We start from the raw sequence: 14,546 nt of genomic DNA, 5'->3' as shown, positions 1-14,546 counted from the left end.
TCTAAGACACCAGCTCGAGAAATCCCGTCACTTCTTCCCGGTCGTGGTAGAGCTGGCGGAATCTCAGGCGGTGGGACACCCCTTGTGCGGCTAGCCGTTCCTCGATCAAGCCGCGGCAGCGTTCGACTTCCTCGTAGCGCCTGTTCATCGGCAATTTTAGATTGAACACGGCATAGCGGAAGGCGCCGTCGGCCGCCCAGTCGGCCACCAGCCGAGCGATCCGCGAGGGCTGTTCCACCATGTCGCAGACCAGCCAGTCGACCGGCCTGGAAGGGCGGAAACGGAAACCGTCGGTGCGCAAATGGGTCACCAGACCGGAGTCCAACAGTGCTGGATCCAGGTTGCCATTGTCGACGGCAGTGGTGCGGATGTGGCGCCGCACCAGTTGCCAGGTCCAGCCGCCGGGGGCGGCGCCCAGGTCGACGGCGCTCATGCCGGGGCGCAGCATGGTTTCGGGCCGGTCGACGAATACCAGGAACGCTTCTTCGAGCTTGAGCGTGGACCGGCTCGGCGCGGAGCGGGGAAGCTTGAGGCGGGGGATGCCGCAGGGCCACGGCGCCGAATCGTCCGGCAGCGTGTAGCCCAGATAGGCGGCGGTCGAAGTCAGAAAGAACACGTGCAGGCGTGGGGCCTGTGGTCCGCCGCCGAGCAGGCCGGCCGCGGCGGCGGCGAAAGGACGCTCGAACTTGCGGGTGAAGGCGGCCAGTTCCTTGGCCTCGTTGGTGTCCGCGGTTTCCAGCCAGAGCGTCGAATAGCGCCGCTGCAAGCCGGCCGCCGTGTCGAGGAGCGGGGTGATCCGGTCGTCGACCGGGAGGTCGGCCAATGGTCCGCTGGCGAAGATCCGCTGGCGGGCGAATATCAGTGCGTCGAACCGCAGCCTGGCGGCTCGGTTGGCCAGGATCTCGGGCTCGTGCGCCACGAAGACCACATAGGCCGAGTTCTCCTTGGCCCGGACATGGCCGGAAATCCCCGCCGCCTGGGTTTGGACCAGGATTTCGGCCGCGCATTCCTTTTCGAAGCCGCGGCGGCAGTAGAGGAGGATCGAGGAGGGCGATGTCAAGGCTTTACCTGTGCGCGGGGCTGGTTTAAGTTGGAACCGGCGAAAGCTGTGCATTCTAACCGACATCCTCGTCCCGACCGTGAGTTTCCCCCGTATCCTGGCCCACCGGCTCGGCAAGAAGTTTTCCCGCTCCCTGGGGCATTCGCTTTGGCATCGTACGCAGGATCTAGGGCGGCGCCTGATCGGGCGACGGCCGACGCCGGTCTTGCGGGCGGGTGAATTCTGGGCGGTGCGAGACGTGTCCCTCGAAGTCGCGGCGGGCGAGTGCCTGGGACTGGTCGGCCCCAACGGTGCGGGCAAGAGTACGCTGCTACGGATGCTCGGCCGCGAATACCGCCCAGATGCCGGGGGGATCGAATTGCACGGGGCGGTGAAATCGCTGATCCGCTTGGGACATGGGCTCCAGCCGATGTACAGCGGGCGCGAAAACGTCTATCTCAAGTGCGCCGAGCTGGGACTGTCCAAGCGCGAGATCGACGCCAGGCTGGACGAAATCGTGGCCTTCGCCGAACTGGAGGCGGTGTTGGAGCGACCGGTCAAGCATTATTCCGATGGCATGTACGCCCGCCTGGAGTTCGCCATCGCCACCTGCATGCCGGTCGATATCCTGCTCATCGACGAAGTGCTGGCGGTGGGTGACGTCGCATTCCAGTTGCGCTGTCTCGAGCGGCTCCAGACCCTCAAGCGTGAAGGCAGCGCCCTGGTATTCGTGTCCCATTCCGAAATGAACGTGCTCCATGTGGCCGACCGCTGCCTGCTGCTGTTCGACGGTCAGACCGTGGTCGAGGGACGGCCGGAAGCCGTGTTCGGGAAATACTACGAGGCCGTGGGTTATCTCAATCGCGACCTGAAGTCGCTCGGCGTCTTGCCGACTAGACCTCCGGACGTTTCCGCCGGGCTGGATTTTTCCGGGTCGGCGGACGAGCCATTGCAGGCCAACCCCGGCCAGCCGTTGGCGTTCGAACTGGAATACCGGGCCGAGCGCGATTTCGAGGCCGTGGATCTGCGGCTCGAATTCTGGAATACGGCGGGTCTGCTCGCAGCCAGCACACTGACGCCGGCGGACAGCCGGCCATGCCTGGCCGGGGGGCGGGGGCGCCTTCGGGTGGAACTGCCCTTCCTCGGCCTGGATGCCGGGATTTACGACGTTGCCGTGTCGGCGAAGGCGGGCGGGCGCGACCTGGCTTACCGAGGGAAGGCCCGGCGAGTCCAGGTCCTGCAGACGGCTTACGATCGCCCCGCCGGCTTCGGCGTCATGGAAGCGCATATCTGGACGGCACCTTCAGGCAGGCCGTCTTGAACGTCCGCTACGGGAGACGACCTCAGTGACCAAGGAACAGTGTGTGATTCCCAGGTGTCTGATCAATCAGATTCTGCGTTTGGCCCAGGCATCGCCGGAGCGCGAGGTCTGCGGGCTGGTCGGTGCCACCGCTGGGCGGAGGATGCGCTGTTATCCGGTGCCCAACGTCGCCGAACGCCCGGAATGCCGTTTTCTTCTCGATCCCAAGGGGCAGATCGACGCCCTGCGCGCCATGCGGGAGCGGGGGGAGGAACTGTTCGCGATTTTCCATTCACACCCCACGGCCGCAGCCATTCCATCCCCGGCCGACCTCGAGTTCGCCGCTTACCCGGAGGCGCTGCATCTCATCGTTTCGCTGGGCACGAAAGGAGTGCTGGAAATGCGGGGCTTCCGTATCGGATCGTCGTCCAGGCCGCGCGAGGTCGAACTCCTGTTGGCCCCGGAATGATCCGTCAGGCGGCGGTCTGGCGGTCTTCCCGATAGATCCAGCCGCGCCGACGCATCCATTTCTCCAGTTCCACCGCCCAGAACACGAGGGTGGACAGGACGAGACAGGCCGCCAGTTCATGCGGTTCCAAGGCCTCCGTCCGGAAGATGGGGTGGAGGGCCGGGATGTAGAGCACTGCCATCTGCAGCAGGAATGTGAGCAGGACGGCGCCGAGCAAGGGCTTGTTCGAGAAGAAGCCCAGCGCGAAGAACGACTCCCGTTCCGATCGGACGGCAAGGACATGCCCCATCTGCGACAGGGTGAGCACGGTGAACACCATGCTTTGCCAGTGAGCCGAACCGGTATGGTAGGCCCATGCCTGCGACAGCAAAGAAACGCCCCCCATCAGCAGCCCGATCCAGAGAATGTGTTGCCACATGCCATGCGCGAAGATGCTTTCCTGAGGCGGACGCGGGGGGCGCTGCATGATGCCGCGTTCTTGGGGCTCGACCGCAAGGGCCAGGCCCGGCAGGCCGTCGGTGACGAGATTGATCCACAGGATGTGGATGGGGAGCAGTGGAATGGGGAGCATGAGGAACGGCGCGAGGAACAGTGTCCATATCTCCGCCGAATTGCTCGTCATCGTGTATTTGATGAACTTGCGTATGTTGTCGAAGATGCGCCGCCCTTCCCGCACGGCGGCGACGATGGAAGCGAAGTTGTCGTCCAGGAGGATCATGTGTGAGGCTTCCCGCGCCACGTCGGTACCGCTCTTTCCCATGGCCACGCCGATGTTGGCGCATTTCAGGGCGGGCGCATCGTTCACCCCGTCGCCGGTCATCGCCACGAACTCGCCTTTGTCCTGCAGGGCCCGGACGATCTTGATCTTCTGCTCCGGGGCGACGCGGGCGTAGATCCGGATTTCCTCCACCCGTTTCTCGAATTCCGCCAGGCTCAGGCCGGCCAGTTCCTCGCCCGTCAGGACCGGGGCGTCCTCGTCGGCGATGCCGAGGCGGAGGGCGATGGTGCGTGCGGTCGCGGGATGATCGCCGGTGATCATGACTGGCTTGATTCCCGCCGTCTTGCACAGAGCCACGGCTTCCGCGGCTTCGGGCCGCGGCGGGTCCATGAGGCCGACGAAGCCGAGGAAGCACAGCCCGGTTTCGACGGTTTCCGGACTCGGCTCCGCCGGCGGCTCCGGCCATTCCCGGAAAGCGAGGGCCATGACCCGCAGCCCCTCCGCCGCCATGCGTTCGGCAATCTCATGTAGCTCGTCGCTCTGGATGGGGACGGGACCCTGGATTCTCCATACCGTCCGACAGCGCGGCAACAGCATTTCCGGCGCGCCTTTGGTGTAGGCGACCAGTCCTTCCCCTTCACGGTGCAGCGTCGTCATCAGCTTGCGTTCGGAATCGAAAGGAATTTCGGCGGTGCGCGGACATGAGGCGGCGAGATCGATGCCGGAATGGCCGGCTGCGGCGGCGGCTTCGTACAGGGCGGTCTCGGTGGGATCTCCCAGGAGACGCCCCTCCTTGTCGACCCGGACATCGTTGTTCAGGGCCATGGCCCGCAGCATCGGCTCCGGCAGCTCCGGGCCCGGCCGGCCGTCGGCATAGAACGCCTCGGCCCGCATCCGGTTCTGAGTGAGCGTGCCGGTCTTGTCCGAGCAGATATAGGTGACCGAACCCAGCGTTTCGACCGCCGGGAGGCGGCGGATCAGCACGTGCTGGCGGATCATCTTGCGCGCGCCCAGCGCCAGGGAGACGGTCGCGACGGCCGGCAGGGCTTCCGGAATGGCGGCGACCGCGAGGCTGACGGCGGTGAGGAACATCAGTATCGGCTGTTCGCCCCGCAGCAGTCCGACGACGAAGATGATGGCGCAGATCGCCAGCACCAGCAGCGCCAGCCGCTTCCCGAGTTGGGCGAGGCGGTTCTGCAGGGGCGTGCGGCTTTCCTTCTCCTCGCGCAGGAGCTGGGCGATCTTGCCGAGTTCCGTTTCCATGCCGGTGGCGATCACGCTGCCCAGGCCCCGGCCGTAGGTGACGACCGTGCCCTTGTAGACCATGTTGCGGCGGTCACCGAGCGCAGCGTCGGGATTGCGTATCGCTTCGGTGGACTTGCCGACCGGCTGGGACTCGCCGGTGAGGGCGGCCTCTTCCACTCGGAATTGGGCCGTGTCCAGCAGACGGATGTCGGCCGGCACGATGTTACCCGCTTCCAGCAGCACCAGGTCGCCGGGAACCAGCTCGTGGGCCGGCAGCTCGTGATGCTGCCCGTCCCGCACCACCCGCGCGAGGGGGGCGGCCATGCTCTTCAAGGCCGCAATGGCGCGCTCGGCACGGTATTCCTGGACGAAGCCGATGGCCGCGTTGAGGATGATGATCACCACGATGGTCACGGTATCGGCGATCTCGCCGACCAGGCCGGAAACGATGCCGGCCAGCATCAGGACGCCGATCATGAAGTCGGCGAACTGACCCAGCAGCATGGCCAGCGGGCCGCGCGGCCGCTGCTCGATGATGAGGTTGGGGCCCCGTTCGGCGAGCCGTTGTTCGGCCTCCCGTTGCGACAGTCCCTTCTGCGGGTCGACCTTGAGCCAGGCAGTGATCTGCCACGGTTCCAGCAGATGCCAGTGCGCCGGCGGGTGAGGTTTCCGGGTCGCGTGGTGCTTACGTTTCATGGGAAGGCCCTCGGTGTTTCATCCTTAAGCAGCAGGGACTGGACGATTCACCTAGGGTAGCCGGCCCGCTGCCCCGGCGGAAGGGCTGGCAGGGCCGGCTCTCGCCTTTCGGAGAAACCCGAGACCTCACCGAAAGACGCTTTCTCTTTTCGGATTACTGCAGCTTCTTCTTGAGCAGTTCGTTGAGCTGGGCGGGATTGGCCTTGCCCTGGGTGGCCTTCATGGCCTGGCCGACGAAGAAGCCGAACAGTTTGTCCTTGCCCGCGCGGTACTGGGCCAATTGCTCCGGGTTGGCGGCGATGATCTGGTCGATGATCGACTCGATGGCGCCGGTGTCGGTGATCTGCTTGAGGCCCTGTCTCTCGATGATGTCGTCGGCGCTGCCGCCTTCGTTCCACATGGTTTCCAGCACCTGCTTGGCGATCTTGCCGGAAATCGTAGCGTCGGCGATGCGGCGGACCAGGCTGGCCAGTCCGGCGGCATCGATCTTCGATGCGGTGATCTCCAGGCCGTCCTTGTTGAGGAGGCCGGACAGTTCCACCATCACCCAGTTGGCGCACAGCTTGGGGTCGCCGGCGGCCTCGCGGACCACGGTTTCGTAGAAATCGGCCATTTCCCGGCTGGCGGTCAGCACTTCCGCATCGTAATCGCTGAGGCCGTACTGTGCCTTGAACCGGTCGCGCTTGGCGTCCGGCAGCTCCGGCAGCGTGGCCTTGACCTCCTCGATGAAGCCGCTGCTGATTTCCAGCGGCAAGAGATCCGGGTCGGGGAAGTAGCGGTAGTCGTTGGCCTCCTCCTTGCTGCGCATGGAACGGGTCTCGTCCTTGACCGAGTCGTACAGCCGGGTTTCCTGGATCACCTCGCCGCCGCCTTCCAGGATCTCGATCTGGCGTGCGATCTCGTGGTTGATCGCCTTTTCCACGAAGCGGAAGGAGTTGAGGTTCTTGATCTCGGCGCGGGTGCCGAACTTCGTCTGGCCCTTGGGCCGGACCGATACGTTGGCGTCGCAGCGGAACGAACCTTCCTGCATGTTGCCGTCGCAGATTTCCAGGTAGCGCACCAGGGCGTGCAGTTTCTTCATGTAGGCCACGGCTTCCTTGGCCGAGCGCAGATCCGGTTCAGACACGATTTCCAGCAGCGGCGTGCCGGCCCGGTTCAGGTCGATGCCTGTGTAGCCGTGGAAGTCCTCGTGCAGCGACTTGCCGGCGTCTTCCTCCAGATGAGCGCGGGTGATGCCGATGGTCAGCGCTTTCCCGTCGACGTTGATGCTGAGCTTACCGCGCGCGACCACCGGCAGATCATACTGGCTGATCTGGTAGCCCTTGGGCAGATCGGGATAGAAGTAATTCTTGCGGGCGAACACCGACACCGGCGCGATCTCGGCGCCGATGGCCAGGCCGAACTTGACCGCCATGCGCACGGCCTCGCGGTTGAGCACCGGCAGCACGCCGGGCAGGCCCAGGTCGATGGCGCAGGCCTGGGTGTTGGGTTCGGCGCCGTAGGCGGTGGGGGCGCCGGAGAAAATTTTCGAGCGGGTGGCGAGCTGGGCGTGGATTTCCAGCCCGATGACGGTTTCCCATTCCATGTTCGGTTACACCTTGAAGCTGTGGGTCAATCGGCGATGCCGGCCGGGGTGCGGGTATGCCAGTCGGTGGCCTGCTGATAGCGGTGGGCGACGTTCAGCAGCCGGTCCTCACTGAAATAGCCGCCGGTGATCTGCATGCCGACGGGCAGGCCGTTGGAGAAGCCCACCGGGATCGACATGCCGGGCAGGCCAGCCAGGTTCACGGCGATGGTGTAGATGTCCGACAGATACATGGCGATCGGGTCTGCGCTCTTGGCGCCGAACTCGAAGGCGACCGAGGGCGCGGTCGGGCCCATGATGACGTCGACCTCCTCGAAGGCGCGGCGGAAGTCCTCGCTGATGAGGCGGCGGATCTTCTGGGCCTTGAGGTAGTAGGCATCGTAATAGCCGGCCGACAGTGCATAGGTGCCGATCAGGATGCGGCGTTTGACCTCGGCTCCGAAGCCCTCGCCCCGCGAGCGAGTATAGAGATCGGCCAGGTCGGTGGGGTTTTCGCAGCGGTGGCCGAAGCGCACGCCGTCGAACCGGGCCAGGTTGGACGAGCATTCCGCCGGAGCGACCACGTAATAGGCCGGGACCGACAGATGCATGTTCGGCAGCGAGATTTCCCTGACGATGGCGCCGAGCCTTCTGTACTCGTCCACGGCCGCGTGGATCAGGCCGGCGATGGCGGGATCGAGCCCTTCGCCGAAAAATTCCTTGGGCAGCCCTATGCGCAAGCCGTCCAGATCATTGCCGAGGGCGGCGCGGTAGTCCGGCACCGGCCGGTCGACGCAGGTCGAGTCGCGCTCGTCGAAACCGGCCATGATCTGCAGCATGATGGCGCAATCCTCGGCAGTGCGCGCCATCGGGCCGGCCTGATCCAGGCTGGACGCGAAGGCGATCATGCCCCAGCGCGAGACCCGGCCGTAGGTCGGCTTGAGGCCGGTGATGCCGCAGAAGGCCGCGGGCTGCCGGATCGAGCCGCCGGTGTCGGTGCCGGTCGCGCCTGGTACCAGCCGCGCCGCGACCGCTGCGGCCGAGCCGCCGGAGGAGCCCCCGGGTACCGTGGCGGTGTTCCAGGGATTCTTCACCGGCCCGTAGTAGCTGGTCTCGTTGGACGAGCCCATGGCGAATTCGTCCATGTTCAGCTTGCCGAGCATGACCGCGCCGGCAGCGTTGAAGCGCTCGACCACGCAGGCGTCGTAGGGCGAGACGAAACTGTCCAGCATCCTGGAGCCGCAGCTGGTGCGCACGCCTTTCGTGCAGAAGATGTCCTTCTGGGCGATGGGGATGCCCGTCAGGGGGCCGGCTTCGCCTTTGGCGAGGCGCTCATCGGCGGCGCGGGCCTGGGCCAGGGCGATTTCGGGGGTGGTCGTGATGAAGCTGTTGAGGGCGGGGTCGAGCCGCTCGATGCGCGCGAGGTGGGCTTGCGTCAGCTCGACGCTGCTGAATTCTCTCCGTTCGAGACCGGCGGCCAGTTCGGCGAGGGTCTTGCGATGCATGCGGTGGGGCTCCGAAATGTGCGAATTTTGAAAAAAAGGGCGGCGGAACCGGTTTATTCGATGACCTTGGGCACCAGATAGAGTCCGGCTTCGACGAGGGGGGCATGGGCCTGGAACAGAGCGCGCTGGTCGGTCTCGGTGACGTCGTCGGGACGCAGGCGCTGGGCCTCGTCCAGGGGGTGCGCCATCGGCGCGACCCGGCTGGTGTCGACGCTGCCGAGTTGTTCGACGAAGCCGAGAATCTGCGACAGGTCGCGGGCATAGGCCTCGACCTTGTCGTCGTCGATGGCGAGGCGTGCCAGCCATGCGATTTTGTTGACTTCCGCGGCGCTGAGCGACATGAGCGTATCCTGTTGATGGACGATGTGATCCATATCATACCGCATGTCTTGCTGGCCCCCCCAGCCCGTTGCTAGAGTATGTTTTTTTGCCAGGCCGGTTCCCGATGTTTAAGCGTCTGCGCGGTTATTTCTCGAACGATCTGTCGATTGATCTGGGCACGGCCAACACCCTGATTTACATCAGAGGTCAGGGCATCGTCCTGAACGAGCCCTCGGTGGTGGCCATCCGGGAGGACAAGAACCGCGGGGCCAAGTCCATCGCCGCCGTGGGGTCCGCGGCCAAGTCCATGCTCGGACGCACGCCGGGGAACATCACTGCCATCCGTCCGATGAAGGACGGCGTCATCGCCGACTTCACCCTGACGGAAAAGATGCTCCAGTATTTCATCCACAAGGTCCACCCGAACCGGCTGCTGCGGCCGAGCCCCAGGGTCCTGATCTGCGTGCCCTGCGGCTCGACCCAGGTGGAGCGCAAGGCGATCAAGGATTCCGCCGAGGGCGCCGGGGCGCGTGAGGTCTACCTGATCGAGGAGCCGATCGCCGCCGCGGTCGGCGCCGGCCTGCCCGTGAGCGAGGCCCGCGGCTCGATGGTGATCGACATCGGCGGAGGCACCTCGGAAGTCGCCATCATCTCGCTCAACGGCGTGGTGTATGCGGCGTCGGTGCGCATCGGCGGCGACCGGCTGGACGAGGCGATCATGAATTACGTCCGGCGCAACTTCGGAACCTTGATCGGCGAGGCCACCGCCGAGCGCATCAAGCACGAGATCGGTTCGGCGTATCCCGGCAGCGAGGTCAAGGAAATCGCCGTGATGGGACGCAACCTGGCGGAAGGCATCCCGCGCAGCTTCACCCTGAACAGCAACGAGATCCTCGAAGCCTTGCAGGAACCGCTCGCGGGCGTGGTGGAAGCGGTCAAGCAGGCGCTCGAGCAGACTCCGCCGGAACTGGGTGCCGACGTGGCGGAGCGGGGCATCGTCCTCACCGGAGGGGGCGCTTTGCTGAAGGACATCGACCGGCTCATCGCCGAGGAGACCGGTTTGCCGGTGGTGGTGGCCGAGGATCCGCTGACCTGCGTCGCCCGCGGCGGCGGCAAAGTGCTGGAGCTGCTGGACCGGAAAGGCGGTACCCCCTTCTTCCTCGAATAGTTCCGTTCCCCATCAGCGTTGATACGAGAGGGGCGCGCCATCAAGCTCGCATTCACCAAGAAGCCGGCCCAGAATTTCCGGCTGCTGGTTTTCGCCGTCGTCTCGCTGGTCCTGCTCGCGGCCGACCGGCGGGGAGCGATCGGCGCGCTCCGGGGCGGGCTGGATGCCGCGGTCTATCCTCTGCAGCAGTTCGTCAGTGCGCCTGTGCGCTTCGCCGAGTGGCTCCGGGAAAACGTGTCCGGCTATGCCAGCCTGCTGGAAGAAAATCAAAGGCTCAAGGAGGAGAGCCTGCGTCTGGAAGCCAGGCTGGCTAAATTCTCCGCGCTGGAGCAGGAAAACATCCGTCTGCGGGCGCTGCTGGGCGCCTCGATCAAGATCGGCGAGCATTTCCTGATCGCCGAACTGCTGTCCATCAATCTGGTGCCCTACGAGCACCTGGTGCTGGCCAACAAGGGTTCGAACATCGGTGTCCACGTCGGCCAGCCGGTGTTCGATGCCCGCGGCGTGGTCGGGCAGGTGCTGCGCGTTTCGCCGGTCAGTGCCGAAGTGATGCTGATCACCGATCCGAATCATGCCATCCCGATCCAGGTCGAGCGCAACGGGCTGCGGACGATCGCGGTGGGTACCGGCCGGATCGACCGGCTGATCCTGCCCTACCTCAGCGGCAGCGCCGACATCCGGGAGGGCGACCGGTTGGTGACCTCCGGCATGGGCGGCGTGTTTCCGGCCGGCTATCCGGTGGCAACGGTGGTGGACATTTCCAACACCGGCAGTTCGCTCGCCAAGGTCTCGGCGGAGCCGGTCGCCCCCCTGGACCGTATCCGCGAGGTTCTGCTGGTCTGGACCCGCAGCGATGTCCAGACTCGGGACGAGACGGGGGAAAGTCCGTCCGGCGCAGCGGCTCCGCATGTGGCGCACTAGGCGAACACCCTCCCGTATCCTGATTTTCGCGAGCCTGGCCGCTGCGATGGCGATGCGGATCGTCCCTTTGCCGCAAGATTGGGCACTGTGGAACCCGGACTGGATTCTGCTGGTGCTGATCTATTGGGCCGTGATGGCTCCCGACCGCGTCGGCGTCGGTACGGCCTGGCTGACCGGCCTCCTGGCAGACGCACTGACGGGCCGGTTGCTGGGGCAAGATGCGCTGGCATACAGTGTGGTCATCTATGTCGGCGTGCGATTTCACCGGCGATTTCGGGTCTATTCGATGGTGCAGCAGGTTTTGGCCGTCGTGCTGCTGCTCGGCTTGGGGCTCCTGCTCACCCTGTGGACACGTCATATCCGGGGACTGGCCAGTGCGCCGGAAGGCTACTGGTTCGCGGCGTTGTCCGGCGGGCTGGTCTGGCCCTGGGTCCGTGTCGCGCTCGACGGCCTGGGGCGCCGTTACGGCGCGGCGTAGCCTCATGCCTGCGCCGGCCCTGCCGAAGCCATGAATATCCGAGCCGCCCGCAGGTTCCAGAACGACGTTCGGGTATTCCAGTCCCGCATCGCCTTCAGCGTGGTCCTGCTGCTGCTGGCGGTGGCGGCGCTGGTGGTGCGTCTGGTTTATCTGCAGATCGTCGGTCACGAGCACTACGCGACCCTGTCACAGGACAACCGCGTCAAGATCGCACCGTTGCCGCCGACACGGGGCGTCATCTACGACCGCAATGGCGAGGTACTGGCGGACAACGTGCCTTCGTACAGTCTGGAACTGGTGCCGGAACGCATCGACGACCTGGACGCAACGCTGGCGGAACTCCAGACCCTGCTCGGGCTGAGCGACGAGGACGTGCGCCGGTTCCGCAAGCTTCGATCCCAGCACAAGAGCTTCGAGAGCATCCCTCTCAAGATGCGGCTGGATGAAGAACAGATCGCGCGTTTCGCGGTCAAGCAGCCGTTCTTTCCCGGCGTCCAGATTGCCGTGCGCATGATCCGGACCTATCCTTACGCCGAACTCACGGCGCATGCGGTAGGCTACGTCAGCCGCATCAGCGAGGCGGATCTGAAGACGCTCGATCCTTCGCTCTACAGCGGCACCTACCACATCGGCAAGAGCGGGATCGAAAAGACCTACGAGACGTTGCTCCACGGCCGGACCGGCCACCAGGAGCTGGAAACCAATGTGCAGGGCCGCTCGATCGGCGTTCTCAACACGGTACCGCCCATCCCGGGGGCCGATCTGCGCCTGTCGTTGGACATCACCCTGCAGCGCGCGGCGGTCGACGCCCTGGGTGACTACAACGGTGCGGTGGTGGCGATGGAGCCCGCGACGGGCCGGGTGCTGGCCTTCGTCAGCAAGCCGAGCTTCGATCCCAATCCCTTCGTGTACGGCATTCCCAAGGCGGATTACGACCGGCTGCAGGCCTCGCCGGACCGTCCTCTGTACAACCGTGCCCTGCGCGGCGTCTATCCGCCGGGGTCGACGGTGAAGCCGTTCGAAGGGCTGGCGGGACTCGAAGTCGGGGACCTCGCCGCCGACCGCAAGGTGTCCTGCCCCGGCTATTTCCAGTTGCCCAATTCCTCTCACCAGTACCGCGACTGGCGCAAAGGCGGCCACGGCGCCGTCGATTTGAAATCGGCGATCACCCAGTCCTGCGACGTGTATTTCTACAAGTTGGCCCTCAGTCTGGGCATCGACAAGCTGAGCGAATTCATGGGGCGGTTCGGCTTCGGCACGCGCACCGGGATCGACATTCCGGGTGAGTTGCCGGGCGTCTATCCCTCCAAGGAATGGAAGAAGAAGCGCAGCAAATACCCCTGGTTTCCTGGAGAGACGGTCATCACCGGCATCGGCCAGGGCTACGTGGGGGTGACGCCGGTGCAACTGGCGCGGGCCACCGCCATTCTGGCCAACCGGGGTCGCGTGGTCACGCCGCGGTTGCTCGATGGGGTGCAGGGAGGGGCCGGCGCGGCGCCGGAAGAACGCCGCCGGGAGGAACTGGCCATCGCGCCGGAGCATTGGGACACGGTGATCCAGGCGATGATCGACGTCGTGCACAGCCCCCGCGGGACCGCGAAGAGCATCGCCGGCGGCCTTGCCTACCATATTGCCGGCAAGACCGGGACGGCCCAGGTCTTCTCGGTGGCGCAGGGACAGAAATACCGGGAGTCGGAGGTGAGCAAGGAGATGCGGGACCATGCGTTGTTCATCGCCTTCGCCCCGGCGGAGCAACCCCGCATCGCCGTGGCCGTGATCGCCGAGCACGGGGGGCACGGCGGCTCGGTCGCCGCGCCGGTCGCCCGGGCGGTGATGGAGCGCTATCTGAGCGGGAGTGCCCCATGAGATACGATCCCGGGCTGGCCGGTTTCTCTGCCGGGGAAACCCGCTTCGAACGCATCATGAAGCGGATCCACATCGATATCCCGCTGTTCGCCGGCCTGGTGACCCTGTCCGGTGTGGCCCTGGTGATCCTGTATTCGGCGTCGGCCCAGAGCTTCGACGTGCTGTTGCGGCAGGGAATCCGTCTGCTGCTGGCCATGGCGGTGATGCTGGCCATCGCTCAGATCCATCCGCGCCATTTCCGTTTTTACAGCCCGCTGCTTTGGGGCGTGGGGGTGTTGTTGCTGGCCGCGGTGCTGGTCATGGGAGAGATCGGGAAAGGGGCACAGCGCTGGCTCGACCTCGGCGTGGTGCGGTTCCAGCCGTCGGAAATCCTCAAGCTGGCGGTGCCGATGACGGTCGCTTGGTATCTGTCCGAATGTCCGGTTCCTCCGGCCTTCCGGCATGTCGCCGTGGCCGGCGTGTTCATCGCGATACCGGTGGGGCTGATCGCCAAACAGCCCGACCTGGGGACGGCGATCCTGGTCGGCGCCGCCGGAGCGGTGGCGGTATTCCTCGCCGGCATCCGCTGGCTCTACCTGCTGGTGCTCGGCGGCGCCGGGGCAGGGCTGCTGCCTGTGGTCTGGCATTTTCTGCACGATTACCAGCGGGACCGGGTATTGATGTTCCTGAATCCCGAGGCGGATGCTCTGGGCCGCGGCTATCACATCATCCAGTCCAAGATCGCCATCGGCTCCGGTGGGTTCTATGGCAAGGGCTGGCTGCAGGGCTCCCAGGCCCAGCTGGAGTTTCTGCCGGAGAAGTCGACCGACTTCATCTTCGCCGTGGTGGCCGAGGAGTTCGGGCTTCTTGGTTGTCTGGGGTTGCTGGCGATCTACCTGTTCATCATCGGCCGCTGCATCCACATTTCGCTCCAGGCGCAGGATGCCTACACGCGCCTGCTGAGTGGCGCCCTGACCCTGACGTTTTTCGTATACGTTTTCGTCAACACCGGCATGGTCGTCGGTATCCTGCCGGTGGTGGGCGTGCCACTGCCGCTGGTGAGCTACGGCGGGACCTCCATGGTGACGCTGCTCGCCGGCTTCGGCATCCTCATGTCCGTGCAAACGCATCGCAAGCTGTTGCCGGGGTGAGCTCACGAAACGTCGCGCCCCGTTTCCCTGGTGAGGTCCGAAGTGCCCGGCAGCGGTGTTGCGGCGTGCCGGAGGGAGATGCCGCCCACCCCGGCTGTCGTCAATCGGTGGCGGGGGGCGTGGTAA

At 65.4% G+C, this 14,546-nt stretch carries 12 protein-coding genes; 7 read left to right on the top strand and 5 right to left on the bottom strand.

Annotated elements, in window-relative coordinates:
- Window position 1 precedes the first annotated feature (1 nt).
- Entirely contained in the window at window positions 2–1,060 is a 1,059-nt protein-coding gene (gene rlmM, locus ACSHWJ_RS07355) for a 23S rRNA (cytidine(2498)-2'-O)-methyltransferase RlmM (RefSeq protein WP_010959463.1), read from the bottom strand.
- Window positions 1,061–1,139: 79 nt separating this feature from the next.
- Here rlmM and ACSHWJ_RS07350 point away from each other — a divergent pair, with 79 nt between their 5' ends.
- Together ACSHWJ_RS07350 and ACSHWJ_RS07345 are read left to right on the top strand one after the other, a co-directional pair.
- Window positions 1,140–2,360 (top strand): ABC transporter ATP-binding protein, encoded by a 1,221-nt coding sequence (locus ACSHWJ_RS07350; RefSeq protein ID WP_432539559.1) that lies wholly within the window; start codon window positions 1,140–1,142, stop codon window positions 2,358–2,360.
- 43 nt (window positions 2,361–2,403) lie between these two features.
- Complete coding sequence (locus tag ACSHWJ_RS07345) at window positions 2,404–2,808, top strand: M67 family metallopeptidase (protein ID WP_154656686.1); 405 nt, start codon at window positions 2,404–2,406, stop codon at window positions 2,806–2,808.
- A gap of 4 nt (window positions 2,809–2,812) precedes the next feature.
- On the opposite strand, the gene ACSHWJ_RS07340 is transcribed toward ACSHWJ_RS07345, so the two are convergent.
- The 4 genes from ACSHWJ_RS07340 to gatC all read right to left on the bottom strand — a co-directional run bounded on the left by ACSHWJ_RS07340 (window position 2,813) and on the right by gatC (window position 8,877).
- On the bottom strand, window positions 2,813–5,467 hold the full coding sequence (locus ACSHWJ_RS07340; RefSeq protein WP_432539558.1) for a cation-translocating P-type ATPase: 2,655 nt from the start codon (window positions 5,465–5,467) through the stop codon (window positions 2,813–2,815).
- Window positions 5,468–5,621: 154 nt separating this feature from the next.
- A complete protein-coding gene (gene gatB, locus ACSHWJ_RS07335) occupies window positions 5,622–7,052 on the bottom strand; it encodes an Asp-tRNA(Asn)/Glu-tRNA(Gln) amidotransferase subunit GatB (protein WP_010959467.1) in 1,431 nt (476 codons plus the stop codon).
- 26 nt (window positions 7,053–7,078) lie between these two features.
- The gene (gene gatA / locus ACSHWJ_RS07330) at window positions 7,079–8,536 is read right to left on the bottom strand and encodes an Asp-tRNA(Asn)/Glu-tRNA(Gln) amidotransferase subunit GatA (RefSeq protein ID WP_432539557.1); all 1,458 of its coding nucleotides are present in this window, start codon (window positions 8,534–8,536) and stop codon (window positions 7,079–7,081) included.
- A 53-nt stretch (window positions 8,537–8,589) separates the two neighbouring features.
- Entirely contained in the window at window positions 8,590–8,877 is a 288-nt protein-coding gene (gene gatC, locus ACSHWJ_RS07325; protein ID WP_010959469.1) for an Asp-tRNA(Asn)/Glu-tRNA(Gln) amidotransferase subunit GatC, read from the bottom strand.
- 104 nt (window positions 8,878–8,981) lie between these two features.
- Here gatC and ACSHWJ_RS07320 point away from each other — a divergent pair, with 104 nt between their 5' ends.
- The 5 genes from ACSHWJ_RS07320 to rodA are packed head-to-tail and all read left to right on the top strand — an operon-like array spanning window position 8,982 to window position 14,420.
- Entirely contained in the window at window positions 8,982–10,025 is a 1,044-nt protein-coding gene (locus ACSHWJ_RS07320) for a rod shape-determining protein (RefSeq protein ID WP_010959470.1), read from the top strand.
- Between the two features lie 18 nt (window positions 10,026–10,043).
- A complete protein-coding gene (gene mreC / locus ACSHWJ_RS07315) occupies window positions 10,044–10,946 on the top strand; it encodes a rod shape-determining protein MreC (protein WP_432539556.1) in 903 nt (300 codons plus the stop codon).
- Window positions 10,933–11,424: a rod shape-determining protein MreD gene (gene mreD / locus ACSHWJ_RS07310; RefSeq protein WP_432539555.1), complete on the top strand. Its 492-nt coding sequence runs from the start codon at window positions 10,933–10,935 to the stop codon at window positions 11,422–11,424. The genes mreC and mreD overlap by 14 nt, the downstream gene beginning before the upstream one ends.
- Before the next feature lie 30 nt (window positions 11,425–11,454).
- Window positions 11,455–13,290 (top strand): penicillin-binding protein 2, encoded by a 1,836-nt coding sequence (gene mrdA, locus ACSHWJ_RS07305; RefSeq protein WP_432539554.1) that lies wholly within the window; start codon window positions 11,455–11,457, stop codon window positions 13,288–13,290.
- The gene (gene rodA, locus ACSHWJ_RS07300) at window positions 13,287–14,420 is read left to right on the top strand and encodes a rod shape-determining protein RodA (RefSeq protein WP_010959474.1); all 1,134 of its coding nucleotides are present in this window, start codon (window positions 13,287–13,289) and stop codon (window positions 14,418–14,420) included. The genes mrdA and rodA overlap by 4 nt, the downstream gene beginning before the upstream one ends.
- Window positions 14,421–14,546: the final 126 nt, after the last annotated feature.

It is taken from the genome of Methylococcus sp. S1M (assembly GCF_051295855.1).
GTDB lineage: Bacteria > Pseudomonadota > Gammaproteobacteria > Methylococcales > Methylococcaceae > Methylococcus > Methylococcus capsulatus.
The sequence above is the reverse complement of the archived record's forward strand: the minus strand, read 5'-3'. Positions and strand labels throughout refer to the sequence as shown.

Excerpts from the sequence above, each read along its gene's own strand:
- gatA (WP_432539557.1), bottom strand. The coding sequence starts at position 8,536 with ATGCATCGCAAGACCCTCGCCGAACTGGCCGCCGGTCTCGAACGGAGA.
- ACSHWJ_RS07320 (WP_010959470.1), top strand. The coding sequence starts at position 8,982 with ATGTTTAAGCGTCTGCGCGGTTATTTCTCGAACGATCTGTCGATTGAT.
- ACSHWJ_RS07340 (WP_432539558.1), bottom strand. The coding sequence starts at position 5,467 with ATGAAACGTAAGCACCACGCGACCCGGAAACCTCACCCGCCGGCGCAC.
- rodA (WP_010959474.1), top strand. The coding sequence starts at position 13,287 with ATGAGATACGATCCCGGGCTGGCCGGTTTCTCTGCCGGGGAAACCCGC.
- mrdA (WP_432539554.1), top strand. The coding sequence starts at position 11,455 with ATGAATATCCGAGCCGCCCGCAGGTTCCAGAACGACGTTCGGGTATTC.
- gatB (WP_010959467.1), bottom strand. The coding sequence starts at position 7,052 with ATGGAATGGGAAACCGTCATCGGGCTGGAAATCCACGCCCAGCTCGCC.
- mreD (WP_432539555.1), top strand. The coding sequence starts at position 10,933 with ATGTGGCGCACTAGGCGAACACCCTCCCGTATCCTGATTTTCGCGAGC.
- gatC (WP_010959469.1), bottom strand. The coding sequence starts at position 8,877 with ATGTCGCTCAGCGCCGCGGAAGTCAACAAAATCGCATGGCTGGCACGC.